This is a genomic window from Paenibacillus sp. NPDC093718, from assembly GCF_050279985.1.
GTDB lineage: Bacteria > Bacillota > Bacilli > Paenibacillales > Paenibacillaceae > Paenibacillus_AQ.
Genome location: NZ_JBNNUS010000005.1, coordinates 501,615 through 526,565, shown reverse-complemented (window position 1 = coordinate 526,565; position 24,951 = coordinate 501,615). Strand labels below are relative to the sequence as shown.

The 24,951-nt window shown below is 49.6% G+C and carries 21 protein-coding genes, 2 tRNA genes and 1 other annotated feature; of the genes, 7 read left to right on the top strand and 16 right to left on the bottom strand.

Annotated elements, in window-relative coordinates; all coding sequences use genetic code 11:
* Positions 1–44: 44 nt before the first annotated feature.
* The 7 genes from lonB to ACQKPA_RS18090 all read right to left on the bottom strand — a co-directional run bounded on the left by lonB (position 45) and on the right by ACQKPA_RS18090 (position 8,135).
* Positions 45–1,754: an ATP-dependent protease LonB gene (gene lonB, locus ACQKPA_RS18120; protein WP_426204310.1), complete on the bottom strand. Its 1,710-nt coding sequence runs from the start codon at positions 1,752–1,754 to the stop codon at positions 45–47.
* A gap of 206 nt (positions 1,755–1,960) precedes the next feature.
* Positions 1,961–2,149, bottom strand: a complete 189-nt coding sequence (locus ACQKPA_RS18115) for a hypothetical protein (RefSeq protein ID WP_427493944.1) — start codon at positions 2,147–2,149, stop codon at positions 1,961–1,963.
* Positions 2,150–2,458: 309 nt separating this feature from the next.
* Positions 2,459–3,568 carry a flavodoxin-dependent (E)-4-hydroxy-3-methylbut-2-enyl-diphosphate synthase gene (gene ispG / locus ACQKPA_RS18110; protein WP_009590416.1) on the bottom strand — a complete coding sequence of 370 codons (1,110 nt, stop codon included), beginning with the start codon at positions 3,566–3,568 and terminating at the stop codon, positions 2,459–2,461.
* 113 nt (positions 3,569–3,681) lie between these two features.
* Positions 3,682–4,947 (bottom strand): ATP-dependent protease ATP-binding subunit ClpX, encoded by a 1,266-nt coding sequence (gene clpX, locus ACQKPA_RS18105; protein ID WP_427493943.1) that lies wholly within the window; start codon positions 4,945–4,947, stop codon positions 3,682–3,684.
* A gap of 14 nt (positions 4,948–4,961) precedes the next feature.
* Positions 4,962–5,552 carry an ATP-dependent Clp endopeptidase proteolytic subunit ClpP gene (clpP, locus tag ACQKPA_RS18100; RefSeq protein WP_006208779.1) on the bottom strand — a complete coding sequence of 197 codons (591 nt, stop codon included), beginning with the start codon at positions 5,550–5,552 and terminating at the stop codon, positions 4,962–4,964.
* A 275-nt stretch (positions 5,553–5,827) separates the two neighbouring features.
* Positions 5,828–7,150 (bottom strand): trigger factor, encoded by a 1,323-nt coding sequence (gene tig / locus ACQKPA_RS18095; RefSeq protein WP_427493942.1) that lies wholly within the window; start codon positions 7,148–7,150, stop codon positions 5,828–5,830.
* A gap of 145 nt (positions 7,151–7,295) precedes the next feature.
* Positions 7,296–8,135: a hypothetical protein gene (locus tag ACQKPA_RS18090; protein WP_427493941.1), complete on the bottom strand. Its 840-nt coding sequence runs from the start codon at positions 8,133–8,135 to the stop codon at positions 7,296–7,298.
* Positions 8,136–8,496: 361 nt separating this feature from the next.
* On the opposite strand from ACQKPA_RS18090, the gene ACQKPA_RS18085 reads away from it, so the two are divergent.
* A tRNA-Arg gene (locus tag ACQKPA_RS18085) sits at positions 8,497–8,570 on the top strand.
* Positions 8,571–9,334: 764 nt separating this feature from the next.
* Here ACQKPA_RS18085 and ACQKPA_RS18080 read toward each other — a convergent pair.
* Both ACQKPA_RS18080 and ACQKPA_RS18075 read right to left on the bottom strand, forming a co-directional pair.
* Positions 9,335–12,124 (bottom strand): DEAD/DEAH box helicase family protein, encoded by a 2,790-nt coding sequence (locus ACQKPA_RS18080; protein ID WP_427493940.1) that lies wholly within the window; start codon positions 12,122–12,124, stop codon positions 9,335–9,337.
* Between the two features lie 178 nt (positions 12,125–12,302).
* A complete protein-coding gene (locus tag ACQKPA_RS18075) occupies positions 12,303–12,746 on the bottom strand; it encodes an acetyltransferase (protein ID WP_427493939.1) in 444 nt (147 codons plus the stop codon).
* A gap of 133 nt (positions 12,747–12,879) precedes the next feature.
* Between ACQKPA_RS18075 and ACQKPA_RS18070 the strand changes: the two genes are divergently transcribed.
* The 3 genes from ACQKPA_RS18070 (at position 12,880) to ACQKPA_RS18060 (ending at position 16,425) form a co-directional block, all read left to right on the top strand.
* Complete coding sequence (locus tag ACQKPA_RS18070; RefSeq protein ID WP_427493938.1) at positions 12,880–13,308, top strand: EamA family transporter; 429 nt, start codon at positions 12,880–12,882, stop codon at positions 13,306–13,308.
* A 143-nt stretch (positions 13,309–13,451) separates the two neighbouring features.
* Positions 13,452–14,219, top strand: coding sequence for a class I SAM-dependent methyltransferase (locus ACQKPA_RS18065; RefSeq protein WP_427493937.1), 768 nt, complete (start codon positions 13,452–13,454; stop codon positions 14,217–14,219).
* A gap of 56 nt (positions 14,220–14,275) precedes the next feature.
* Positions 14,276–14,499 (top strand) — a binding site (T-box leader).
* A gap of 63 nt (positions 14,500–14,562) precedes the next feature.
* Complete coding sequence (locus ACQKPA_RS18060) at positions 14,563–16,425, top strand: arginine--tRNA ligase (protein ID WP_427493936.1); 1,863 nt, start codon at positions 14,563–14,565, stop codon at positions 16,423–16,425.
* 88 nt (positions 16,426–16,513) lie between these two features.
* On the opposite strand, the gene ACQKPA_RS18055 is transcribed toward ACQKPA_RS18060, so the two are convergent.
* Both ACQKPA_RS18055 and ACQKPA_RS18050 read right to left on the bottom strand, forming a co-directional pair.
* The gene (locus tag ACQKPA_RS18055; RefSeq protein ID WP_427493935.1) at positions 16,514–16,954 is read right to left on the bottom strand and encodes a hypothetical protein; all 441 of its coding nucleotides are present in this window, start codon (positions 16,952–16,954) and stop codon (positions 16,514–16,516) included.
* Between the two features lie 314 nt (positions 16,955–17,268).
* Positions 17,269–17,342, bottom strand: a tRNA-Arg gene (locus ACQKPA_RS18050).
* A gap of 159 nt (positions 17,343–17,501) precedes the next feature.
* Between ACQKPA_RS18050 and ACQKPA_RS18045 the strand changes: the two genes are divergently transcribed.
* On the top strand, positions 17,502–17,798 hold the full coding sequence (locus ACQKPA_RS18045) for a DUF4870 domain-containing protein (RefSeq protein ID WP_427493934.1): 297 nt from the start codon (positions 17,502–17,504) through the stop codon (positions 17,796–17,798).
* Between the two features lie 91 nt (positions 17,799–17,889).
* Here ACQKPA_RS18045 and ACQKPA_RS18040 read toward each other — a convergent pair whose 3' ends face one another.
* A complete protein-coding gene (locus ACQKPA_RS18040) occupies positions 17,890–19,371 on the bottom strand; it encodes a stalk domain-containing protein (RefSeq protein ID WP_427493933.1) in 1,482 nt (493 codons plus the stop codon).
* A gap of 324 nt (positions 19,372–19,695) precedes the next feature.
* Positions 19,696–20,319 (bottom strand): RNA polymerase sigma factor SigZ, encoded by a 624-nt coding sequence (gene sigZ, locus ACQKPA_RS18035; protein WP_427493932.1) that lies wholly within the window; start codon positions 20,317–20,319, stop codon positions 19,696–19,698.
* 51 nt (positions 20,320–20,370) lie between these two features.
* On the opposite strand from sigZ, the gene ACQKPA_RS18030 reads away from it, so the two are divergent.
* Complete coding sequence (locus ACQKPA_RS18030; protein ID WP_427493931.1) at positions 20,371–21,396, top strand: aldo/keto reductase; 1,026 nt, start codon at positions 20,371–20,373, stop codon at positions 21,394–21,396.
* Between the two features lie 100 nt (positions 21,397–21,496).
* Here the strand turns inward: ACQKPA_RS18030 and ACQKPA_RS18025 are convergent, their stop codons facing one another.
* Both ACQKPA_RS18025 and ACQKPA_RS18020 read right to left on the bottom strand, forming a co-directional pair.
* Positions 21,497–21,862 carry a hypothetical protein gene (locus ACQKPA_RS18025; RefSeq protein ID WP_427494006.1) on the bottom strand — a complete coding sequence of 122 codons (366 nt, stop codon included), beginning with the start codon at positions 21,860–21,862 and terminating at the stop codon, positions 21,497–21,499.
* Positions 21,863–21,918: 56 nt separating this feature from the next.
* Entirely contained in the window at positions 21,919–22,230 is a 312-nt protein-coding gene (locus tag ACQKPA_RS18020) for a hypothetical protein (RefSeq protein ID WP_113056591.1), read from the bottom strand.
* Positions 22,231–22,392: 162 nt separating this feature from the next.
* Here ACQKPA_RS18020 and asnB point away from each other — a divergent pair, with 162 nt between their 5' ends.
* Positions 22,393–24,237 (top strand): asparagine synthase (glutamine-hydrolyzing), encoded by a 1,845-nt coding sequence (asnB, locus tag ACQKPA_RS18015; RefSeq protein ID WP_427493930.1) that lies wholly within the window; start codon positions 22,393–22,395, stop codon positions 24,235–24,237.
* An 81-nt stretch (positions 24,238–24,318) separates the two neighbouring features.
* On the opposite strand, the gene ACQKPA_RS18010 is transcribed toward asnB, so the two are convergent.
* On the bottom strand, positions 24,319–24,948 hold the full coding sequence (locus ACQKPA_RS18010; RefSeq protein ID WP_427493929.1) for an XTP/dITP diphosphatase: 630 nt from the start codon (positions 24,946–24,948) through the stop codon (positions 24,319–24,321).
* Positions 24,949–24,951: the final 3 nt, after the last annotated feature.

Genomic DNA, 24,951 nt, shown 5'->3' with positions numbered 1-24,951 from the left:
CCTATTTTATCAAATCTGCGTATAAAAAACCAACCATACGAAACTTAACATCCTCCGGCGTCCGTTATTTTACCGTTACGCGGAGGCGTCGCCTGCAGCAATGAAGCCGAAGAGGATGGAAACACCTCGTTTGCAGGGAGCTGTACAACCTCCGGAGCGAACGTTCCGCCAAAAATATGGCCGAATACTTCATCCACCGATTCGACCGGAATTACCCTCAAACCGCCGCTCAAATCCTGGAACAGCGTCTGCCAGTTGTCTTTAGGGATGATCACGCGGGTCGCGCCTGCTTGGAATGCCGCCTCCACTTTAGCGATGACCCCGCCTATCGGTTTTACTTTTCCATGAATGCTCATCTCGCCGGTCATGGCGACTTTGTTATCGACTTCAATTCCTTTCATGGCTGATACGATCGCAGTAGCCATCGCAATACCTGCGGAAGGGCCGTCAATCGGCGTTCCTCCAGGGAAATTGATATGCAAGTCATAGTTTTTCGGCGTAAAGCCCATCGAACCCAGCACGGTTAGGACATTCTCGATCGAGCCTTTGGCCATACTCTTGCGGCGCAGCTTGCGTGAACCTCCGCCAAATTCCTCTTCATCCACAACCCCGGTGATATTGTAGGTACCCCGGCCCTTCTCAACAGGAACCGCAGATACTTCAATTTCAAGCAGTGCCCCCATATTCGGGCCATATACAGCCAATCCGTTGACTACGCCAATCTGAGGCTTCTCCGGTATTTTCCGGTCGGGCCTTGGCTGAAGCTGGCTGCTGCTCGCTACCCATTCCACATCCGCGGCCCGCAGCGAATCTCGTTTCTCCGTCAATGCAAGACCGGCAGCCAATTGAATCATATTGACCGCTTCCCGCCCGTTAGAACAGTACTGCTTCACAACTTCAACCGCTTCCGGCGCAGCATTCAAACCAATTTTCTGAATGGCATCCTCTGCAATCCTCCCAATCTCTTCAGGCAAAAGCGGACGGAAAAAAATCTCCATGCAGCGTGAACGAAGCGCAGGAGCAATCTCTTCAGGCGAACGTGTCGTAGCACCCACCAGACGGAAGTCTGCCGGAAGGCCATTTTGAAAAATATCGTGTATATAGGCAGGTGTATTGGCATCCTCAGAATTATAATATGCACTTTCGAGCAGCACCTTGCGGTCCTCCAGTACTTTTAAAAGCTTATTCATCTGAATCGGATGCAATTCCCCAATTTCATCAATAAACAGGATCCCGCCATGGGCCTTGGTCACCGCTCCCGGCTTGGGCTGAGGAATGCCTGCAACCCCCATGGCTCCGGCACCTTGATAAATCGGATCATGAACAGATCCGATGAGCGGGTCGGCAATCCCGCGCTCATCGAAGCGGGCCGTCGTGGCATCAATCTCTGTGAATTTCGCGTCATATTTAAACGGAGATTGCGGATTCTTCTTGGCTTCCTCCATCACCACGCGGGCGGCAGCCGTCTTCCCGACTCCCGGCGGTCCATATACAATCACATGCTGGGGATTTGCGCTGCATAAGGCTGCCTTTAAAGCGCGCAAGCCGTCCTTTTGACCCACGATGTCATCCATCGTTTGCGGCCTTGTTTTCTCAGCGAGCGGTTTCGTTAGCGATATCGACCGGAGTTTGCGGAGTTTATCGAGCTCCTTGCGCGATTCCCGATCCACCGCTGTTTTGCTTGTCTTCTGCCCGCGCAATAAATTCCAAAAATAAATGCCGATGATGACCGCAAAAAACAGCTGCACCAGCATAATCACGATACTTAAATTCACAAGTCATTCCTCCTGTACTCCATTATGTCTTTATCCAAACGTTAATACATGGTAGTATTGCCGATTCCTTGGATGGTAAAACGCTGGAGGGGGAACAAATTGTAAAAGAGGGGATGATTGAATCAGGATGCGCTGACGAAGCCGCAAAAGTATCAAAAAGTAGACGGGAGACGCTATGAGACGCTTCAGTGAGACGCTCCGCGTACGTATCGTTCCTCCGATCGCTGTTGTTTCCGAATTTCATGAATGACGTTACAAATGTAGAAATTCGGAAACAGCTTATGCTTTCGAGGCGAGTTTTCCGGCGGAAAACTTTTAGCCGAACGCATCCGCTTCTCCGGAACCGATTCGTCCGCTCCGCTGGTGCGGCGCATGGCATCCTTCTTCATCGTGGGGGTGGGGAGTGGGTAGAGCATGAGCTTCATTTATCAGAAGCTCGATCAAGAGCAAGGTATAGTTACTGTATAATACATTGAAACGGACTCCTGCAACGTCTTACCGTGTATCAAAAAATAAAAGAGTTACTTGTCCTGATTGTCATCCTACTCTTTAGACGGTTGTAAGAAATTTAAGAATATTCCTCACTTCCTTAAACCCTTATAAAACAGAAAAACGGCGGTCTCAGGATTCAATGAGACTGCCGTTTTGATATAAGCGATTATACAATAACTTAGTTATCAAGCTTAGACCGTGGATTTGTGCTTGCGGCCCGGGATTTCGCCCGTTTCCTCGTACACCTTCACGATATGATCGATTTCTTTCTTAAGCTCTTCCACCATGGTGGCTTCCGGAACTTTGCGGATCATCTCTCCGTAACGGAAAAGCAAACCTTCACCACGAGCGCCGGCAATCCCGATGTCGGCTTCTCTGGCCTCACCGGGACCGTTTACGGCACAGCCCAGAACGGAAACCTTGATCGGCACTTTGATCTTTGAGATGTACTCCTCCACCTCATTGGCGATGGAGAACAAATCGATATCCAGCCGTCCGCAAGTCGGGCATGATACCAAAGTTGCGGCATCCGAGATCAGACCGAAGGATTTTAGAAGCTCCCGGCCCACCTTGATCTCTTCGACCGGATCGGCACTCAAGGAAATACGCATCGTGCTGCCGATGCCTAGGGACAACAGTGCCCCAAGACCGGCGGCACTCTTGACGGTACCCGAGAACAGGGTGCCCGCTTCGGTAATGCCCAGGTGAAGCGGGTATGGTATTACTTCCGCGGCCTTCGTGTAAGCTGCAATCGCCATCGGTACATCAGAAGCTTTAAGCGAAACGATGATATCATGGAAATCCAGTTCTTCCAGGATCCCGATATGATACAAGGCGCTTTCCACCATGGCTTCCGGTGTCGGGTACCCGTATTTTTCAAGGAGATGATTCTCCAGGGAACCGGCGTTAACCCCGATCCGAATCGGAATCCCCTTCTCTTTGCATGCTTTCACGACAGCTTCGACCTTTTCACGCTTACCGATGTTTCCCGGATTGATCCGGACTTTATCGATACCGTTCTCGATCGCCATCAGGGCAAGCTTGTAGTTAAAATGAATATCCGCCACAAGCGGAATATGAATGCGTTTCTTGATTTCCTTAATGGCCGCAGCTGCTTCCTCATTGTTCACCGTCACCCGAACGATCTGGCATCCCGCTTCTTCCAGACGGAGTATCTCGGCAACGGTCGCCTCCACATCTGCTGTTTTGGTGGTGCACATGCTTTGAATAATGACTTCGTTCTTTCCCCCAATGGTGAGATTCCCCACCTTGACGGGCCGTGTGTCTTGTCTCAAAAACATGGTACGATCTCTCCCATATAACGCCAAAGCTCCACTCCAGCCAAACCCGACTGGGTATAACTGGAAGTGGAGAATCAGCGTAGATTTATTCCACGTCTAATGCGGTAAAGACATTAGGCGCTTTCTTCTTGTTTCTTGTCGTCTTCGTTACTTTTGGCTTGCAGTTCAGGAATCACTTTATCACGAACGACCTGCTCCGTAATGACGCAATCCTTAATGTCATCTCTTGACGGCACTTCGTACATCACGTCCAGCATGATGCTTTCAATGATGGAACGCAGTCCGCGTGCACCGGTATTGCGCTTAATGGCTTCGCGGGCAATCGCTTCTAGCGCGCCTGGCTCAAATTTGAGGTTTACGTTGTCAAATTCAAGCAGCTTTTGGTACTGCTTTGTCAGCGCGTTTTTCGGCTCGGACAGAATCCGTACCAATGTTGCCTCATCCAGCGGTTCGAGCGTAGACACAACTGGCAGACGACCAACGAACTCCGGAATCAAGCCGAATTTCAACAGATCTTCCGGCAGAACCATCGTCAGGTATTCACCTGGCTTAAGATCCTTCTGGTTTTCTCCGGATGCATTAAAACCGATCACCTTTTTACCGATCCGGCGTTTAATGTACTGTTCCAATCCGTCAAATGCTCCGCCGCAAATAAACAGGATGTTCGTCGTATCGATCTGGATGAATTCCTGATGCGGATGCTTGCGTCCACCTTGCGGAGGCACGGAAGCAACAGTGCCTTCAAGAATTTTCAGCAGCGCCTGCTGAACCCCTTCGCCGGAAACGTCACGAGTAATGGACGGATTCTCCGATTTACGAGCCACTTTATCGATCTCATCAATATAGATAATGCCGCGTTCCGCTTTTTCCACATCATAATCCGCTGCTTGAATCAGCTTCAGCAGAATGTTCTCAACATCCTCACCCACGTAACCAGCTTCGGTCAGTGAAGTTGCATCGGCAATAGCAAACGGCACGTTGAGAATTTTGGCCATGGTTTGCGCGAGCAAAGTTTTACCGGAACCTGTAGGTCCGAGCAGCAAAATATTACTCTTTTGCAATTCAACATCCTCAATCTTGCTCTGGGTGTTGATACGTTTATAGTGGTTATAAACGGCAACGGAAAGGGATTTCTTCGCTTGATCCTGACCGATTACATATTGATCCAGAATGTCACGAATGTCGCGCGGTTTCGGAATATCCTTCAGATCCACTTCTTCCTCATGGCCGAGTTCTTCCTCAACGATCTCTGAACACAAGTCAATGCACTCGTCACATATATAAACACCGGGCCCCGCAACCAGCTTGCGGACCTGCTCCTGCGATTTACCGCAGAAGGAGCATTTCAGCTGCCCTTTGTCATCGTTAAATTTAAACATGCTATTACCACCCCTTAAGATTTGGTCGGTGAAGACAGAACATCATCAATAATACCGTACGCCTTCGCTTCCTCCGCGCTCATGAAAAAGTCGCGGTCTGTATCGCGTTCGATTTTTTCAAGGGGCTGACCCGTGCGCTCCACATAGATTTGATTCAGCTTATGTCTGGTCTTGATGATCCAATCTGCATGGATCTGGATATCGGATGCCTGACCTTGAATACCTCCGAGCGGCTGATGAATCATCACTTCACTGTTCTCGAGAGCATAGCGTTTTCCTGGCGCTCCCGCAGTAAGCAACAGCGAGCCCATGCTGGCAGCCATGCCCACGCAAATCGTGGACACATCAGGCTTGATCAACTGCATCGTATCATATATACCCATCCCGGCTGTAACCGAACCGCCAGGGGAATTGATGTACAAAGAGATGTCTTTTTCCGGATCTTCCGCAGCTAGAAACAGAAGCTGGGCAATGACAAGATTGGCAACATCGTCATCGATCGCACTGCTGAGGAATATTATGCGATCCTTCAGTAATCTTGAGTAGATATCGTAAGATCTTTCGCCTCGACTGGTTTGTTCCACAACCATAGGTACAAGACTCATGCGACCAACCTCTTTTCCTTGAAAAATATACTACAGCGTTACAAAAGTTATTCTAACATGTTCAAAGCACGATGTCATTTTTTAACCCTGCTTACATTCTATGAACTTGCCAAGAATTATATCCTGCCAACTTGTCTCATTATGTATGTCGAAATTAATAACCAATTCATGTCACAATTAGTAGTAAATTGGCTATTCTTAGTTAAAAATAAGGCACGCATGAAATGTACGTGCCTTATCTAATGTGAGGGCAGCCTTTCGCAGCTGCCTATTTATTATTCTTCAGTTGCTTCTTTTTTCTCAACAGGAGCGCCTTCTACGCTGTTTTCCAACAAGAAGTCGATTGTTTTGCGAAGAAGCAGTTCTTCACGAAGGCTGTCAAGGGAACCGTTAGCACCCAGGATGCTGCGGATTTCATCAGCAGGACGTTTGTACGTGTCAGCCATGTTCTCCAGCTCTTTGTTGATTTCCTCTTCAGATACTTCGAGTTTTTCTTCTTTTGCGATTTGCTCGAGCACAAGGTTGTTGCGAACGCGTTTTGCAGCATCGTCTTTCATTTGGCCTTCCAGATCGGCATTCGTTTGGCCGGAGAAGCTAAGGAACATTTCCAGGTTCATGCCTTGCTGGCGAAGACGGTTGTCGAAATCGCGCATCATGTTTTGAACTTCGGATTGAATCATAGCATCAGGAATTTCAACTTCAGCGTTAGCTGCTGCTTTTTCAACGGCTTCGTTCTCACGAACGCCTTGTGCTTCTTGCTCTTTGCGAGTCAGCAATTGTTTCTTCAGATCTTCCTTGTACTCGTCAAGCGTATCGAATTCACTTACGTCTTTAGCGAATTCATCATCCAGCTCAGGAAGCTGCTTGCGTTTGATTTCGTGAACTTTCACTTTGAAGACGGCTTGTTTGTTAGCCAATTCTTCAGCATGGTAAGTTTCAGGGAATGTCACTTCCACGTCTTTGAAGTCACCAGTAGCCATTCCGATCACTTGGTCTTCAAAGCCTGGAATGAACGTGTTGCTTCCAAGCTCAAGGGAATAACGCTCAGCTTGTCCGCCTTCGAAAGGAACGCCGTCAACGGAACCGTCAAAGTCGATCACAACGATATCGCCAGACTGGGAAGCACCTTCGTCAATAACGGTAAGCTCAGCATGACGTTGTTGCAGACGCTCAAGCTCTTCGCTCAGTTCCTCGTCGGAAACTTCAGCAGCTACTGCAGCAACTTCGATACCTTTGTATTCGCCAAGTTTAACTTCTGGTTTCACAGTTACTCTTGCTTTGAACTTGAAAGTTTCGCCTTTAGCGAACTGCTCGATGTCCACTTCCGGACGATCTACAGGGAAGATATCCGCTTGTTCTACAGCTTCGCTGTATACTTCCGGGAGAAGGATGTCGATTGCATCCTGGTACAAGCTCTCAACGCCAAAGCGAGCTTCGAAGATCGAGCGAGGTACTTTACCTTTACGGAATCCAGGTACATTTGCTTTTTTAGCTACTTTATTAAAAGCTTTGTCGAGGGCGGATGCAACGCGCTCCGCATCAACCTCAACGTCAAGAACGCCAAGGTTCTTCTCTATTTTTTCCCAAGTTGCTTTCATTTATGCTTTCCCCTCCAAAATAATTCACGTGGTCGACGCAATAATGTATCACGTACCGAATAACCACTATAGTATAAACAACATTAAATTCTTTTTCAAGGGCGAACCCTTATGCTACGATACCGTAAACGTTTTCCAACTCTGGCTAATCTTCCACGCCAGCTGCGACAAATTGCTTGAGAGATCGGTAGGCTCCCTCATAGCGGAACCTCATGGTGTCCGTTATGCCGTAGAGCGGACGGATTTCCTCCTCATTGCGAAACCCTTTCAGACTCTCCGAGACAATGTCATGCAGCGCAGCCGCCCATATGTCAAGCGTGGATTCTTTTTCATCCAGCATGGAATGGTAATCTTCGGTGCCGTAAATCGCCATGATGAACTGAGACCATAATTCCTGTGCAAAATAAAACAGTGTCGGTTCATGAACCTCAGTCTGATCGGCAACGCGCTCCAAAATTTTCGTAATGGCGTCCGGGAAACCTCCCGGGTCCAGGGGAACCGTTTCGATCTCAATCTCGACGGCTTCCTGCCCGCGATGAAGGCTCACATGCCCTTCCATCCCTCTTCTCCGGAGCGTTTGCAGCACCCGAAATTGCAGCAGCGGATGAAGCGGCGTATCATGCAGCCACTCGACCAAAATAGCGTCGATCTCCGGACGGTCCAAATAAGCAAGCTGTTCCAGCGCCAAAATGGTCTGCTCCGTCAGCGGTCCATTCATGACCGAAGCCAGCAGCTTGTCGGCATATCCGGCATCCTGGGCAACTTTGTCCCTAACCATCTGCCTCGCCATGTCCGCTTCGTCCGGATCATCCTCCTCGGGCTCTGCTTCGTTAACTGAACGGGGTACAGCCTGTTCCGGAAATGCAGCTTCAAGCCAGTCGAGGAGCGAATTCCACTCTTCATAATGCCGTTCATTCTGTCCGCCGCATTTGAGCAGAAAGCGCAGAACCTCCATCGCTTCACCGTAACGTTCATTCTCGAGCATAACCGTAAGCTGAATCTGGTAATAATCCAGCGTCTTCGGAAACAGGATGATGTTCTTATCCTCTGGTTCTTGGGAGTAAGAGTCCTTGATAAGGACACCTCCTTTCTAGTCCTGTTTTTCGTATTCGTTGATTATAGCATATGTAATGCCAAGTTAAAAAAAAGGCCATCGTCCCTCGTGCGTTGCCACATCCGGCAACAAGCTGACGACTGTTTTTATATATTCCAGCGTATATTTTATCAATATAACCCGATATGCTGCACTCATAATCTTACAGAACCAATAATCTTTGCAACTTAAAATAAAGATTGAATTTTTCCGACGTATGTGATAATATATTTTTTGCTTGAAAAATTTCTATGTCCCAGTAGCTCAGCTGGATAGAGCAACGGCCTTCTAAGCCGTCGGTCAGGGGTTCGAATCCCTTCTGGGACGTAAAAGAGGAAGCCGCCACTACTTATAGTTGGCGGCTTCTTTGCGTATTCCAGAAGGGTGATGAACCCATAATTGGGTTCGTCGGAGCATAACCTTCGGGAGGAATACATCGCAGTCGGCCCAAAGGGCCGTATCCCTTCTGGGACGTAAAATAAGACACCGTCATATGACGGTGTCAGAGTGTCGAGAAAGTCCAGAGGACTTTTCGACACTTTATTTTTTATATGGGGAGGCTCATCTTTTAAACCAAAAATCGATTTAAAACGATCTGAGACCCCTAGTTTTGAGACTATTAAGGCAAATTTTAACCCCCTGCAAAAAACAGGGGGTTTCTCAACAGCCTGACACCGTCATATGACGGTGTTTTTTTATGTCCGTGAGGATGAGAACCCCTGGTAGGGGGACGTCGGAGCATAACCTTCGAGAGGACTACATCGCAGTCGGCCTGAAAGGCCGCATCCATTCTGGGTCACAATGGGCATATGAACTCCATATTCGGTTCCAAAACATCCCCCACAGAACACAAACTCTAACGGACCGTAGGTTCGTTATTTCTGATAAAACGGCCCTATTTAGAATTTAACGGACACCACAGCCGTTATTTAGCTATTTCATAGGCAAATTACCCTCATTTTTCATAAATAACGGACTTCAGGTCCGTTACCAAACCTGTAAGAGCGTTTTCCAAGCAAATAACGGCCCCTGAGTCCGTTAAAACAACGCATACCCGCCACTTGCTCTGTAGCTTCTACAAACAGTCCTGCCTATCGCCAAGCACTGACCCGCTCCGATTTTTTCACGAAAATGGAAGACAATGCTCTCGCTCGCGCGGTCAGAAGTATTTTCCTTCCTTCGGGCGTGCGAGTATAGACCAGTTCGGCAGGACCGATATGCTTGCGCCACAGCTGGGCAAACCGTTCCGCGTGTTCTTTTCGCCGACCGATTTCCTCCGGCACGGCATGGTAATCCCGTTTCTTCACAAACCAGCTTCGCGATTCACGGTATAGAAGATAACGCGGGTTATCGATCGGGTCCAGCACCTGCTGCAGCGAATCCAAAAAGAGTGTTTTTTCCTGAGTGGTTCCGTCCCTCAGCCAACATGTGACGGTTCCTCCCTCTTCCTCCGCTTTCAATCGATGAATACTTGGCACAGATTCGACCAGCTTCATATCGAACAGAGCCGTATAAACGACGAGACCAACCTCACGGATACTTCGCTCCAGCGACTGATGCCGCGCCAGCATTTTGATAGCTTTATATACCCATGGACTTGATACGAGTAAGGCAACGGCAACCGGGATTAGTATAATGAACCAGGCCGGCGCGTCCGATTGGAACAAACGCGGAGACGTTAACGTCTCGCTGAAGGCGCCCAATCCCAGACCAACGGCGAATAGGAGTACGGCTTTCACCGTATGAGAAAACACGACAGGCCTAGGGATGCTCTCTCGATCCGCCGTCAGTTCTTCCGTCATGGAGCTGTGAAGGGCAATCGCCGAATCCCAACGCCCCTTCAGAAGATGCCGCTGCATCGCACGCTCCAATGTGTCGCGGTTATAATTCTTAATGCTATCTGCGGTATGCCTTTTTCGAAGATCAAGGCCCATGCGCTCCAAGCCCGACTCTATGGTCTGGTGCGAGATCGATAAACCTACGAGAGATCGAAATCTTCGGGCAAGCGAGCCCAAATCTTCGCCGCCGTCGCTCTTGGCTGTATCTATGCAGGCCAGATGCCAGATCGCTCCGGTCTTATCGGGATTCCCGCGCTGCGCGCGAATCGCCCGCCCTCTCATCTGATTGGACAGCATGAACGAACCGACATATGAGGCCATGACCAAGGAATTGATTCCGGGGGCATCCCACCCCTCACCCAGAAGAGCCGCCGTACCAACCAGCACCCGGATTTCTCCCTCCGAGAACACTTCCGTTATGATTGCGACGATAGCCGAGCGATTCGAATCACGTACATCAATCGTTACATAGCGGCTGTCATGCACAAGGGGGCGCTCCGATAAGTGAAGACCTCGCCGATCGGCACAAACCCTAGCTGTAGGAATAGCCTTTGCCGGCAGCACAACAAAAGAGCCTGTCAGAATTCCGATAGGCAGTTCATGCTCGCTCTGCGAACTGTTTTTCTCAGGTTGCTGCCTTCTAATTAACTCGAAAATAGGGACAACGCCGAGTCGATGAAGCGGCTTCTCGTCAGCTGCATCCTTCGGCAGGTCCTCCTTACGGATATAATCGGTCAAAATCACCATCCGCAAGTTCTCCCCCAGCATGGAACGCTCGAAATCAAGAATACGGCCGATGCCGTGCAATTTCGAAACGCTCTGAACCAGCATTTTGTCAAATGCCGGCGTAGAACGCATATAAACCCTCCGGCGTTCAATCATGCCCATTCGGCTGAGCCTCTTCTGCAAACCCTTTAACTCCGGCAGCTCACGATCCATATGCGGATCTTTATACAGCATGCCGCTAAGCAGTTCCTCCAACCACTCTTCCGAAAAATCGGGCGTTTCCTTCTCCTTCATTCCGAGCAGCTTCACCGCTTCCTTCCAGATAGGCTGATTGGCGGCACGCAGATACAGCACCATGCTGGAGTAATACTCGGGCGAGGATAATATTTCTTCGGTATACGTCTCGGATTGCCCAATCCAAGGATGATTGACAATCAAATCCGCCAGGAACTTATCCCGGACCAGCTCGTCCTTAACCTGCGCTGCCTGCAGCCGAAACTCCCGGAGTTTAGCTGCCTCCTCTTGAGTAGGCGTGGTCAAACTTATGTAATCCTGATGCGGGCACAACTCACCATGACGGACCAGCTCCGGGACGCTAATCTCTTCGTCGATGGGACCGCAAAGCTCGATATACCGCTGCCTTTCCCTTGGATTAACATCATATGGCGGTGTGGCAGTAAGGGCAATCTTCGTCGGCTGGCCCAACATTTCGCACAGCTGCATAGCACTTTGCCACCAAGACATCCGGAGATGATGCGCCTCGTCAAAAATGACTGTATGATAGCCCCGTCGCTTCAACAACTCCAAGGTTTCTTGAGCCTCTGTACCGTTCGTGATATCATCCTCGCTATCTATCACCTCCGCCTCAGAAGCTTCCATGACCATTTCGGGATCCCTGTTGTTCTCATCTTCAACCTGATGCGCATGCTCTATCTCCGCCGTGCCTTTCTTCCTCACAGAGGTTTGCTCCCCAGCAGTACTAAGCAGGCTATGAAGGGCTTGATAGGTCGTAATCGTTACCAATGCCGGTCGCTTGAGCGAGGTAGAGATCCATTCGGGCTGTTCTTGATCGTCTAGGAATAATTCCACGAATCGGCTCGCCCATTGCTGCTTGATGGTGAGTGTGGGGGCCAGGATGATCGTCGGCCGGTTAATGCGCAGCATGATTTCCAGTCCAAGAACGGTCTTCCCCGAACCCGGCGGCGCCACCAAATGCAGATGCCGATTCTTCAGATGATGCTCCAGCCCATGAAGCACCCTTTTCTGATAGGAGCGCCACGGATAACGAAACGACAGATTACTCGGAAAAAACTTCATGAATTCCTCCAGTTTAGATGCACCTCTTTCTTCATCGGAATGTATAAGAAAAACGTCTATCGATCACGTCCACAGAAGACAGACCGCACATAAAGGATGCTCTTCTTGCAATTATCGCTTGGGTTCAGCTGCGCTGAAAACTTAAAAATTCGATAATCTAAAAAAATGATCCATGACCTTACTGTAATTCCATGTGAATAAGGGGAAACGGCTTCCCGGAGCCGTCCAGCTCGGAGCGGCCGATTTGCACGAAGCCGTATTTTTTATAAAAAGCATGAGCCATGGGGTTCTGTTCATTCACATCGACTTGCAGCCTCCACCCCTTTAGCTGTTCGGCATGCCGGATCAGTTTCGTTCCCGTGCCTAAGCCGTGATGGAGGGGATCCACAAACAGCATTTCGATTTTGGCGCCATCCAGCCCCATAAATCCAATCGGTTCCTGTTGGGTATTCAAGCAGACCCAGATCTCTACGGCTCTCAGCGCTCCGTTTTGCATCATCTCATAATAAAACCGGATATCTTCCTCCGTCAGGAAATCATGCGTTTGGGATACGGCACGAAGCCAGATTTCCACCAGCCGATCATGATACTCTTCTGCATAAGGCGCTATATGTAACATCATGCTTCATCCAGTCCCTTCCAAATCATTCGATCTCATCGATATTCATGATATTGTGTAAATCGCTCTATACTATTATAGTGGAATCCGGTACATTAATCAGAGACTTTATCTTTGTCAGGAAGGAGAGAACAACATGCCGTTATGGCTTGTATACGCATTGCTGTCGGCGGTCACGGCAGCTCTTGTCGCCATTTTCGGAAAAATAGGCCTGCAAAACATCGATGCCAATTCGGCAACGGCCATCCGCTCTGTCATTATGGCCCTGTTTCTGCTGGGAGTCGTGGGGGTTCAGGGCAAATTCTCGGAACTCGGTGACATTCTGGTTCAGAAGAAAGCATTAAGCTTCATTGTGCTCAGCGGCATTGCGGGGGCATTGTCCTGGCTGTTTTATTTTCTTGCATTGAAATACGGCAAAGTATCGCAGGTAGGACCTATCGATAAATTGAGCGTGGTCATCGCGGTCATTCTGGCCATTGTGTTTCTTGGTGAAAAGATATCCTGGATTAACGCAGCCGGCGTTGCACTCATTGCCGTTGGCGCTCTTCTGGTTGCCGTTAAATAAGCTTCTACATAAAACCGCTGCTCAGCGGCTTTTTGTTCGTTCGTTTATTGCTGAAACCTATCAATATTATCGCATTTATATATTTCTAATTATAAGTTAAACATGTCACAATGAGGATAATTCATGGGTGAAGGGGTGTTGTTATGTCAGAGCAAGTATGGAAAGCTTACGATTATGATCGGCAGTTATCGTTTGTCTCGGCTTATGGAAAAGGAGTCGTAGAGCTTCTTGCGCCTCAACCCGGAGAACGAATTCTCGACTTGGGCTGCGGGACCGGTGATTTGGCATATGAAATATCCGCTTCGGGTGCATACGTAACCGGCATGGATGATTCGGCCGAAATGATTGAGCGCGCCAAAAGCAAATACCCCGGGCTTTCGTTTCTGACCGGAGACGGCGAGAACTTCGAAACCGAAACGCCGTATGATGCCGTCTTCTCCAATGCCGCCCTGCATTGGATGAAGGATGCTGGTGGTGTGGTACGCTCCATCTATGGCGCACTCAAGCCCGGTGGCCGATTCGTGGCGGAGTTTGGAGGCAAGGGGAATATCGACGGAATTTACCAAGCCTTGAAAACGGTGTTCGCCGACCATTATGGAATGGATGCCGACACCCGAAATCCGTGGTATTTTCCCAGCTTGGGCCAGTATACGACCTTGCTTGAATCCTATGGGTTCCGGGTGCATATCGCCCATCACTTCGACCGTCCCACGAAGCTGCCTGAGGGCAAGGATGGCGTGAAGTATTGGCTGCTGCATTTTGGCGATCGTTTCTTCGCTGGATTCTCGGCTGAAGAGAAGGACGCAGCAATTGCCCGCATCAGCCAAGCTGCCCAGGCGACGCTTTGGCATGAGGATGCATTTTATGGAGATTACAGGCGCCTGCGAGTCTTTGCAGAGAAGGTTTCATAATTTTAGGGTTGATTTTCTAAATAGAATGGTTAATAATATGAAAAACTTGAACATGTTGATTTTCGTTGATTGGGAGAGTAACTGCACTTGACTTTAGTCCAAGCGAGCCGGAAGAGTGGAAACCGGTACAAAGTCGGCGGTGAAACGGACCCAGGAGATGGTCTTCCGAAATGAAATATTGTAGGAAGCCCCGGCTTACACCGTTATCGTATCAAGGTGGTTAAACCCTTTCGGTTTAACAACAAGAGTGGTACCGCGAGCACAAGTCCTCGTCTCTTTAGGAGATGAGGGCTTTTTTGATTTTTCTGACGTATTTTTTTTATTTTTCAAAGGGGGATTTAACGTGTTAAGTCATTTGATTACTTCGAGCCTTCAACAAGCTGTAAACCAGGTGTGTGAAGATATGGGCGTCCAACTGCCCGATTCTACTCCAATCCGGATTGAGCAGCCTGCCAGCATGGAGCATGGGGACTATGCCACCAACATTGCGATGCAGCTAGCGAAGCTGCTTCGAAAGGCTCCGCTGCAAATTGCCGAGCTGATTCAAGCCGAGCTTGAGCAGGATACGACCTATAAACAGCTTGTCTATGCCACGGAGATTGTTGCCCCAGGTTTTATGAATCTGCGTATCGATTGGGAATATTGGGCTGGACATCACTTTGAATTGCCTCCGGCAACGAACGAGAAGATTGTCATTGAGCATACTTCCATCAATCCGAACAAATCCGCTCATATCGGCCATCTAAGAAACTCCTGTATCGGAGATACGCTGGTCAGGCTGATGAGGAAGCTTGGTTACGAGGTGGAGGTTCATAACTATATCGACGACCTTGGCAATCAACTGGCAGATACGGTGGTCGGGATGCTCCACACGCCGCTGTCAAAGGAACATGCCCGGTTCGGCGATTACTGCTGGGACGTGTATTCAAGTACCAATAAGGCCTACGAAAGGGAGCCCGGGCTGGTTCAGCATCGGACCGAGGTTCTGCACGCACTGGAAGAGGGTAACCAGAATCTGTCCTGGATCGGACTGCTCGTTGCCGAGAGAATTGTCAAAGAGCATCTTGAAGAAATGAAGCAGTTCGGCATTGACTATGATCTGCTCGTTTGGGAGAGCAGCATTGTCAGAGAGGGGTTCTGGGCGTCCGCTTTCGAGCTGTTGAAGAACACGCCGCTCTTCCATCAGGAAACCGAGGGCAAACTTGCAGGCTGCTGGGTGCTCAAGCAAACAGGAACGGAAGCCGTGGACGATCCGGAGTCAGACCACAGTATGGATAAAGTGCTCGTGCGCTCCAATGGCATCCTGACTTACACCGCCAAAGACATCGCTTATCACCTGTGGAAATACGGTGTGCTCTCCAACGATTTTGTATATAAAAAATTCACAAACGAGGTTTGGACGACGAGCACTCATGGCGAGCAGCTCTCTTTCGGCAAAGCAGACATGGTCATCAACGTCATTGATTACAGGCAGCAGTACCCGCAGGCGATGGTGAAGCAGGCGCTGGAAAGCTTGGGATTCCATAAAGAGGCCGACAAGCTCCGTCATGTCAGCTACGGCGTCGTTTCGTTAAGCCCTTCTGCCGCCTCGGATCTCGGCATCGATACTTCCGACGGGAAAGGATCCTACGCGATGTCCGGACGTCAGGGGATCGGAATTAAAATCACAGAGCTTATCTATCAAGTAGCCAAGGTCATCGAAGACACCCGTTCCGATAAAAACGGTTTATCCAGTCATACGATCGCAGCCGCCTCCATCCGTTACTATCTGCTTCGCTTTGCACTGCAAACCGAGGTGGTGTTCGATCTGAAGCAGGCCACTGAAATATCAGGAAATACGGGGGTATACCTGCTCTACTCCTACGCGCGTGCACTCAGCGTGCTCAATAAAGCGCAAGAAGCAGGTGTTTCGCCGTCGGTACCTGCCCGGTTCCCTGCCATGGAAAAAGCGGAGCATGCGCTCCTTCGCCATATCAGCACCTGGCATGATACCCTGTACGCCGCTGGCCGGGATCTATCTCCAAGCGCCATCTGCAACTTTACTTATGAGCTGTGCTCCTTGTTCAACAATTTTTATTCGGCATGCCCAATTCTGAAATCGGCGGATGAAGTGCTACAGTTCCGTGTGTGGCTCACTTCCTTATTTAAAAACACTCTTGGAGAAGCACTGGACGTACTGGGACTGCCCACGCCAAGCCGGATGTAAATCTCCCTCTAAGAGATTAACCAATGACGCTGTACTAAAAAAAGCCACCGTACGATTCATGTTGAATACGTACGGTGGCTATCCTATATTATTGCAATCCTCTGACGGTCAGTCTGACCTGGACGGCATCTGCTGAAGGCTCTTCCTGCAGGGTCCAGTTGACGGCCAGCGCTTCCTTCAAGCGAGCGACCTGCTCTTCCTGGAGCTTCAGCCCCTCAATAATACCTTCACCTACACTAAAATCGGACTCTGAGCTGATGCGGAAGGCTTCCTCCAGCCAGATCTTTAACCCGTTGCGGGTATTAAACGTAATTTTGTACCCCTCGCTCACGGCCTTGGCTAGATCTTCCCCATGTTCTTTTGCATAAGAGAACAATTCCTCATAGTGAAAATGACCATTGTTCGCGACTTGGAATCTCTCTACCTCACCCGAGCGAACAGCCTCCAGCAGTTCGGGAGTAGTTAGCCCCGATTTTCTGGCATGCTCCAATAAAATGGCGGTATTCTGTGATATTTTCGTAAGCTGCATGCTCGACGCCTCCTCAATATGTATCGAAAATACTTTTTTCTTCTATTATAAGACGAAACCGCTAGGATGTCAGACACTTCTCAAAACATAAGCTATATTCGCTCCCGATGTATTCGCCAAACGGCTCAATCTGTGCTACTCATTTGGGGGTTCTCATCCTCACGTGACGCTCCCGTCCCAGTCGGGGTACGGCCTTTCAGGCCGACTGCGATGTAATCCTTACGAAGCATAACCTTCGACGAACCCCATTATGGGTTCATCACCCTTCTGGAATACGCAAAGAAGCTGCCAATCCTGGCAGCTTCTTTCTTTTACGTCCCAGAAGGGATTCGAACCCCTGACCGACGGCTTAGAAGGCCGTTGCTCTATCCAGCTGAGCTACTGGGACAAATATGTATGAAAATCTTTTAAACAGTAACGAAGTATATTATATCGCATCTTTTGTATTTTTCAAAGAACTTTTTTTCAGTATTGTTCGGAACAGAATCAGGAGCAGGCTTACTGGGTAATATGTATATCATGAAAATGACTTCAGGAGCGTGATATCATGAGACAGCTTTTATCCTCTTTATCGTATTTCAGCATCTTCTTTGCCCCCTTCATCCTTCCTGTCATCGTTTGGATTTTCTCCCCGGACGCCTATGTAGCCAAGCACGCCCGTCGCGCCCTGTTCTCGCACCTGTTCCCCGTTATCGCAGCGATCCCTTTAATCTACATGGCCGTAACCGCAGGGTCCTTCGGCTCCGTCATTGGATACCTGATCCTGTTCGGCATCATCTACTTCGGGGCTTTTGTCTATAACGTGGTTATGGGCATTCAAGTACTAAGGGAGTACGCTTACTGATCATATTTAAAAAGGACCATGCGCTTAACTGCATGGTCCTTCTTGTGTTATTTGGTTGTGCCATGCGCTTAACCACATGGTCCTTCTTGTATTATTTCGTTGTAATCAGTACCATTTTTTCATTGCCGTCCCACTTCACTTCACAGCCCAGCGCGGATGCCACGAAACGCAGCGGTACCATCGTGGTGCCTTTCACCATTCGCGGCGCCGAATCCAGTGCTACATTTTTTCCGTTAACGACCGCTTGCTTGGAGCCCATCTTCAGCTTGATCTGGGTAGATCCTTTGCTGGAAGATACGCTTTGCGTCTTTTGATCCCATTTAACCGAGGCATCGAGGGATTCGAAAATCGGGCGCATAGGCACAAGAACGCTTCCCCCTACCATGACTGGTGACTGTGCATAGGATTGGAGTTGGCCGTTGATTTTGATACGAATCGGCGCTTCTCCGATTTGTTTGCCGGACTGATCATAATATTTAAGCTTTACGCTTTTGACGCGTGTATCGTAATCAATGCGCAGGGTCGTCGTTTCATTGGCCGTCATGAACATGGAATCCGTATCCGTCCCCAAAGAGCGCCCCTTTGCATCATACGCCGTTGATTTCACGGTAATTCGTTGGGACACATCCCCGTTCTCCACACCGATCGTAACGACAAGCTTATTGTTGATCGTCGTTCTGCCCTCGGCTATGATTTTCGGAGTCTGACTGTTTCCCGTCAGGAACACCTTCAGATCGCTGACCGCTTTGCCAGCTTCCAGCTCAGCCTGGAAAGTCGCGATTTCGTTAGATGAAAGGTATCCCGAGGTTGTATTGACTTCCAAAACCTTGCCGCTACCGTTGCTGCCGACAACAATGACTCCGGCTTGCCCGCCTTTATTCCGGTTCTGAATCGAGCCGGTAACGACCAGCTTCCCGTTCTCCAGGCGGCTTCCTGTTTGTAGCAGCTTCACGGCATCTTCAACCGGATCGATAACAGATACCTTTACGCTTTTGATCAGTTTGGCTGCTTTCAGCTGTATGATGAACGTACCGACATCACTGCCGCCAAAGTAGCTGTCCGCCGATGTCACTTCAACCGCCTTACCGGAAGCATCATAACCTACCGCGAGCATGCCCACGTTGTGCCCGACCGTTGAATTCTGCACGACACCCGACACGTTAATCACGCCGTTATTCGTATAGTAACCTGAAGCCAGCAGCTGTGCTTGATCGCCGGCGGGCCCTGCAGGAACGACTTCCACCCGCTTAACGCTGCTGCCGCTGTCCAGATCCACCTCATATGTACCGATTTCATCACTCATCATATATTCGGAATCACCGACAACCTCAAGCGCTTTGCCGTTTTCATCATAACCCACGACATAGAATCCCGCTTCCGCACCGGTTCCTCCGTTGCGAATATCCGCGCTCACGCGCATCTTGCCGTTCACCAGCTCATGTGTGGACTCAAGAACCGTGACGCTCTGCACGGTTTCCGCGTTTACCGGCACTTGGACGGAGCCCAATGTAATCGACAATGCCAGGATTCCCGCTCCCCACAGCTTGACCATATGTTTGTTCCATCTACCCAATTTCAATCTCCCCTTGTCTAATATGTTAGAAGTGACGCTAATCCAACATTATAGGGAGGATTCTTCAGTAATCATATAGAGGAAAAGCCCTATTTGTATCTCTTTCATAATCAAGAGTCCCGCGTGGTCCATACTCCCTACCGAAGCGAAATCGAAATCGACAAGAATCCTATCTTTTATCGACATATTTTGCAGAACTGCGTAAACACTCCATTGTCCTATATAGGATAATTATCATTGTTATAGTCACGAGAAGAACATATCCGCTTTGGGGTGATTCCCATTATGATACATAACAAAAAAGCTTGGTGAACGCACCAAGCTTTATTTTTTGGTCTTTTTTCTTACCGGCTGCGGCTCATCGTACACGATCCGAAAATCCACGATATTTCCGTATGCATCCGATTCGATATGACAGCAGCCCGTCAGCAGCTCTTTCATCATCTCTCTCCCGCGCTGTACTCTTGATTTGGCGCCGGAGTAGGATATCCCCAAATGCTCGCTCAATTCCTTTTGCGTCATCCCTCTAAATTCGGTCAATTCAAGAGCTTCCCGATATTTATCCGGCAAGCATGGCAGCACGGACTGAAAGCAGGCAATCACTTCCTGATCATAATCAATCTCTGTATATTCATCGACCACAGACAGCTGTTCCGGGAGCTCTTCACCTGACCGTATCTTCCTGTAATGATCTACGATGCTGTTGCGTGCAATTTGAAATATCCAGGAGCCCCGTTTCTCCTCATCCTTTAAATCTGAGATATGGGTGTGGACCTTCATAAATACATTCTGCACAATATCATCCACATCAGCGCGCTCCCGAATCCTAGTCATGACAAACCTTTTAACAGGCTCATGGTACTCCGTCCAAATGGCGACTGCATCCATCTGAAAGCTCACCCCCGGCATTTTCCAAAAAAATTTGATTGATTTTTGCGTCCATTCCAACAGACCAGCGTCTCCCTTAGTGTAAACCAAATTATAGGAGGCTGGAAAGAGATGAAATACAATTTACTCGGTAATACAGGTGTACTGGTATCAGAAATTGGGCTCGGCACGATGACGTTTGGCGGAGGAGAGAAGTGGGGAATGTTTGGCACCCTGGACGATAAGGAAGCGGGATATCTTGTAGATCAGGCCTTGGATGCCGGTGTCAATTTCTTTGATACAGCCAATGCTTACGCCGAAGGCCGCTCTGAAGAGATTCTCGGGAAAACACTGAAATCCAAACGACATCAAGCGCTGATTGCTACGAAGGTTCGTGCGCGCACGGGTCCGGGCCCCAATGATATTGGACTGTCGCGGCTGCATATCATTCGTCAGGTGGAAGAAAGCCTTAGACGCCTGGGCACCGATTATATCGATCTATATCAAATTCATAACCCGGATCAATTAACCGATTGGGAGGAAACGCTTCGAGCACTGGATGACCTTGTCCGAAGCGGAAAAGTCCGGTACATTGGCAATTCCAATATGACCGGTTGGGAAATCATGAAAACCCGCGGCATCTCCACTATGCACGGTCTTCATGCATTCAAAAGCAGCCAATCGTATTATTCACTCGCCGCAAGGGATATCGAAAGAGAGATTATCCCTGCCCTAAAGGATCAGCATATGGGTTTGATCGTCTGGAGCCCGTTAGCAGGCGGGTTCTTGACCGGAAAATATACGCGTGAACATCAGGGAAGCTCCGAGGACCGCCATGCCAAATTGGCTTTTCCGCCGATTGATACGGAGCGGGTGTACCCGATTCTTGATGTGCTTCAAGATATCGCGCAAGCTCATGAGGCAACTGTCGCCCAAATTGCGCTTGCGTGGCTCCTTCATCAACAAGCGGTCACCACAGTTATCGTAGGTGCTAAGCGTACGGACCAACTGCAAGATAATTTGGGAGCGAGCGGGCTGATTCTGAATGAATCCGAACTTTCTCGACTGGATGAAGTAAGCCGTCTGCCGGCTGAATATCCAGGATGGCCTTTTATGGAGCTGGACGAGGATATCATACGAAAGCATGGACAGAACTGAATTATTTAGAATGGAAATGCTGGAATGACGGCATTGAGCTAACCCATTCAAAAAGAGATCTGCCGATGGTGCCCGGACAGATCTCTTCATTCTTGAAGCTCTAAAAATATTGAGGGCCTTCGCTGAGCCGCTGGTTCAGCTGCTCATATAGCTGGCCTGTGGAAAGCAGCTGCTGCTTGAATGCATCCCGGTCTTCCTCTGCAGTGGATAGAACGGTGTTCTCGAACGCTTCGTCCGTGACATCCACAAAAGCGTCATGCATGCTGTTGTCGTACCAATCCACCTCCATGCTGGCGTCGCTGCGGACGATTTTCACCAGCTCATATCCTCCCAGCGGGGAAGATGGCGTCAGATAAGCCAGCAATGCACTTTCTCCTTCCGCTGCGGGATAGACCTCAACCTCAGCGCAAGGGGCGCCATTTACTTCCGTAATCCGGCGGATTTTTGCATCTCTGATTGCATACATCATACATTCTCCTTCATTAAGATGTGCAGGGACTGCACGATCCGTATAGTTTTCAGTCAGTCGGAGAGCAATCGCAGCTCTTCCATTTGTTGGCGCGTGGCTGGTGTGCCCAATTGATAAATGGTTCGATACACCTTGTCCAAGGAAGATTGAAACAACGAATTAGAGGATTGCTCCGGCGTATCCGGCCATGGAAATACATAGCCTGGAAACCCCTCCTCCTCCTTCTCCTGCATCATGTCCAGCTCAATCCGAACTTGGTCCGCCTCTTCCGGTGTTGCTTCGATCTCCCATTCATAAGCGCTCGCTCCCTGTTCGGTCAACACGGAGCGGCTCTGGACGGAAACGTAGTAGGTCGACTTATTCATGGACGCATCTCTCCTTCTCTTTGATATTCGTCCTCTTTCTTAGTTTTCGTAAAAGGACAGACATTTTATGCCTTCCTTCGGCATATATCTGTATCACTTTGGCGACGTAGGATTAAAAAGATGGGACAGCGTATGACAAAGACAAAGAGAGGATGAACCGTCATGTGCGGAATAACCGGTTTTATACAATGGAGCGGCGATTTGACGCAGGATTCGCAGCTGCTGGTAAAAATGACAGAAAGTTTGGCCCACCGCGGACCTGACGGATCCGGCACCTGGATTTCCAACCCGTGCGCATTCGGTCACCGAAGACTCAGCGTGATCGACCCCGAAAATGGCGCTCAGCCGATGATCATTCATCAGGAAGAGGAAGTCTATGCCATTGTATATAACGGGGAATTATATAATGCTGCGGAGCTTAAAGACGAATTGGTTCGACGCGGTCATCGTTTCAATACCAAATGCGACACGGAAGTTTTGTTAGTCTCCTATATCGAATGGGGCCCCGATTGTTTGGAACGCCTCAATGGCATATTTGCATTCGCGATTTGGGACAGCGTGCGGGAACAGGTATTTTTGGCTCGGGACCGGGTTGGGGTAAAACCCCTGTTCTACAGTTACATTGACGGAACGCTCGTATTCGGATCGGAACCGAAGGCATTGCTTCAGCATCCGAAGGTGGAGCCTGTAGTCGGGGCCGAGGGGCTTGCGGAAGTGTTTATTATCGGTCCGGCGCGTACCCCCGGACATGGTGTCTACAAGGATATCGCAGAGCTTCGTCCTGGAATGGCGATGATCTTTAACCGGGAGGGATTGCGCAAATATACCTACTGGAAGCTGGAAAGCAAGCCACATGAGGATGATGCGGATCAGACGGCAAGTTTCTTGGGCGATCTTCTGCGCGACACCGTTGAACGTCAGCTGGTATCCGATGTACCGGTCTGCTCCCTGTTATCCGGCGGGCTTGATTCCAGCGCGCTTTCCTCGCTTGCCGTCGATTACTACAAACGGACGGGCCAAGGACAAGTGCACACCTATTCCGTCGATTATGTGGACAACAACAAACATTTTAAATCCCATTCCTTCCAGCCGGGCGACGATGCGCCATGGATCAAACGGATGCATGAGGAGCTGGGCACGAACCACCATTGGATTGAATTCGACACGCCCGAACTGGTCGAAGCGCTGGATGTCTCCACACAGAAGCGGGACCTCCCGGGCATGGCTGACGTTGACGCCTCCCTTCTCCTCTTTTGCCGTGAGATTAAAAAAGGCGCGACCGTCGCCATATCCGGTGAAGCCGCTGATGAAATATTCGGCGGTTACCCTTGGTTTCACCGGGAAGAAATGCTGAATTCCGGAACTTTCCCATGGTCTGTCGCCCCGGATATGAGAGCCGGGCTGCTGTCTGCCGAGATTCGGGACTGGATCAAACCGCTGGAATACCTCGGAGACCGTTATGCCGATGCGGTAGCCGAAGTGCCGAAGCTGGACGGGGAGACCGGGCAGCAGGCCAAAATGCGGGTCATGTCCTATCTCAACATCACCCGCTTCATGCCAACGCTCCTCGATCGCAAGGACCGAATGAGCATGGGCGTTGGACTGGAGGTCCGCGTTCCTTATACCGATCATCGCCTGATCGATTATGTGTGGAATATTCCTTGGAGCATCAAAACGACAGGGGACCGTGAAAAAGGCATTCTGCGCAAAGCCCTTGAAGGTGTGCTTCCCGAGGATGTCCTGTACCGCAAAAAAAGCCCGTATCCCAAAACTCACAATCCGAACTATCTGGCAGCCGTCAAAGCGCAGGTGCTGTCCATTCTGGACGATCCTTCTTCGCCGCTGCTCCCGCTCATCGATACGGCACGGATCCGGGAATTGGCTTCCTCGCCGGATGCTTCCTCCAATCTCCCTTGGTTCGGTCAATTGATGTCCGGTCCGCAGCTGTTTGCCTACCTGGCCCAGGTTCATTTCTGGCTCAAAGAGTATAACGTATCCATACGCTAAGTCCTTATCATTTACGAAAAATCAAAGAAACCATACCCGCAATAGCCGGTATGGTTTCTTTTTTATAGGTTCACTATTCAATTATCGCGCCTGCAGGTCCGCTACAAGCTTGCGCAGAGCTTTTCCCCGATGACTAATCTCCTGCTTCTCCTCCAGGGAAAGCTCGGCCATCGTCTTCTCATGGCTTGGCAGGTAGAACAGCGGGTCATAGCCAAAACCGCCCTTTCCGGACGGATCCGACGTAATCCAGCCTTCAACGCTCCCTTCAGCCTCGAGCTTTTCTCCCGAGACCGGATCATACAGCACCAGCACACAGACAAATCGGGCCGGACTTAGCAAGGGCTGCTCCGTATCCTCACCAAGCCTTAATTGTTCCAGTTCACCGAGCAGCTTCTCGTTATTGTCCTCGTCCGCGACGTGCTCGCCGGCATAACGTGCGGAATAAACGCCGGGCGCACCATTCAGCGCATCCACGCATAATCCGGAATCATCAGCCAGAACAGGCAATCCCAGTGCGTCGCCAACCGCCTTGGCTTTTTTAAATGCATTAGCTGCGAACGTTGCTCCATCCTCAACGACATCCGGCAGATCAGGGTAATCGTACATGCTCTTGAGCTCCGTACCGAAAGCAGCAAAGGCATGCGCAAATTCCTTGACTTTCCCTTGATTGCGGGTAGCTACAATTAGCGTGTCTCCAAGTGTCAATGTCATGGG

What these genes read in the sequence shown, in the direction of transcription:
- lonB (WP_426204310.1), bottom strand. Translation starts at nt 1,754, where the DNA reads ATGCTGGTGCAGCTGTTTTTTGCGGTCATCATCGGCATTTATTTTTGG.
- ACQKPA_RS18115 (WP_427493944.1), bottom strand. Translation starts at nt 2,149, where the DNA reads ATGCGCCGCACCAGCGGAGCGGACGAATCGGTTCCGGAGAAGCGGATG.
- ispG (WP_009590416.1), bottom strand. Translation starts at nt 3,568, where the DNA reads ATGTTTTTGAGACAAGACACACGGCCCGTCAAGGTGGGGAATCTCACC.
- clpX (WP_427493943.1), bottom strand. Translation starts at nt 4,947, where the DNA reads ATGTTTAAATTTAACGATGACAAAGGGCAGCTGAAATGCTCCTTCTGC.
- clpP (WP_006208779.1), bottom strand. Translation starts at nt 5,552, where the DNA reads ATGAGTCTTGTACCTATGGTTGTGGAACAAACCAGTCGAGGCGAAAGA.
- tig (WP_427493942.1), bottom strand. Translation starts at nt 7,150, where the DNA reads ATGAAAGCAACTTGGGAAAAAATAGAGAAGAACCTTGGCGTTCTTGAC.
- ACQKPA_RS18090 (WP_427493941.1), bottom strand. Translation starts at nt 8,135, where the DNA reads ATGCTCGAGAATGAACGTTACGGTGAAGCGATGGAGGTTCTGCGCTTT.
- ACQKPA_RS18080 (WP_427493940.1), bottom strand. Translation starts at nt 12,124, where the DNA reads ATGAAGTTTTTTCCGAGTAATCTGTCGTTTCGTTATCCGTGGCGCTCC.
- ACQKPA_RS18075 (WP_427493939.1), bottom strand. Translation starts at nt 12,746, where the DNA reads ATGATGTTACATATAGCGCCTTATGCAGAAGAGTATCATGATCGGCTG.
- ACQKPA_RS18070 (WP_427493938.1), top strand. Translation starts at nt 12,880, where the DNA reads ATGCCGTTATGGCTTGTATACGCATTGCTGTCGGCGGTCACGGCAGCT.
- ACQKPA_RS18065 (WP_427493937.1), top strand. Translation starts at nt 13,452, where the DNA reads ATGTCAGAGCAAGTATGGAAAGCTTACGATTATGATCGGCAGTTATCG.
- ACQKPA_RS18055 (WP_427493935.1), bottom strand. Translation starts at nt 16,954, where the DNA reads ATGCAGCTTACGAAAATATCACAGAATACCGCCATTTTATTGGAGCAT.
- ACQKPA_RS18045 (WP_427493934.1), top strand. Translation starts at nt 17,502, where the DNA reads ATGAGACAGCTTTTATCCTCTTTATCGTATTTCAGCATCTTCTTTGCC.
- ACQKPA_RS18030 (WP_427493931.1), top strand. Translation starts at nt 20,371, where the DNA reads ATGAAATACAATTTACTCGGTAATACAGGTGTACTGGTATCAGAAATT.
- ACQKPA_RS18025 (WP_427494006.1), bottom strand. Translation starts at nt 21,862, where the DNA reads ATGTATGCAATCAGAGATGCAAAAATCCGCCGGATTACGGAAGTAAAT.
- ACQKPA_RS18020 (WP_113056591.1), bottom strand. Translation starts at nt 22,230, where the DNA reads ATGAATAAGTCGACCTACTACGTTTCCGTCCAGAGCCGCTCCGTGTTG.
- asnB (WP_427493930.1), top strand. Translation starts at nt 22,393, where the DNA reads ATGTGCGGAATAACCGGTTTTATACAATGGAGCGGCGATTTGACGCAG.
- ACQKPA_RS18010 (WP_427493929.1), bottom strand. Translation starts at nt 24,948, where the DNA reads ATGACATTGACACTTGGAGACACGCTAATTGTAGCTACCCGCAATCAA.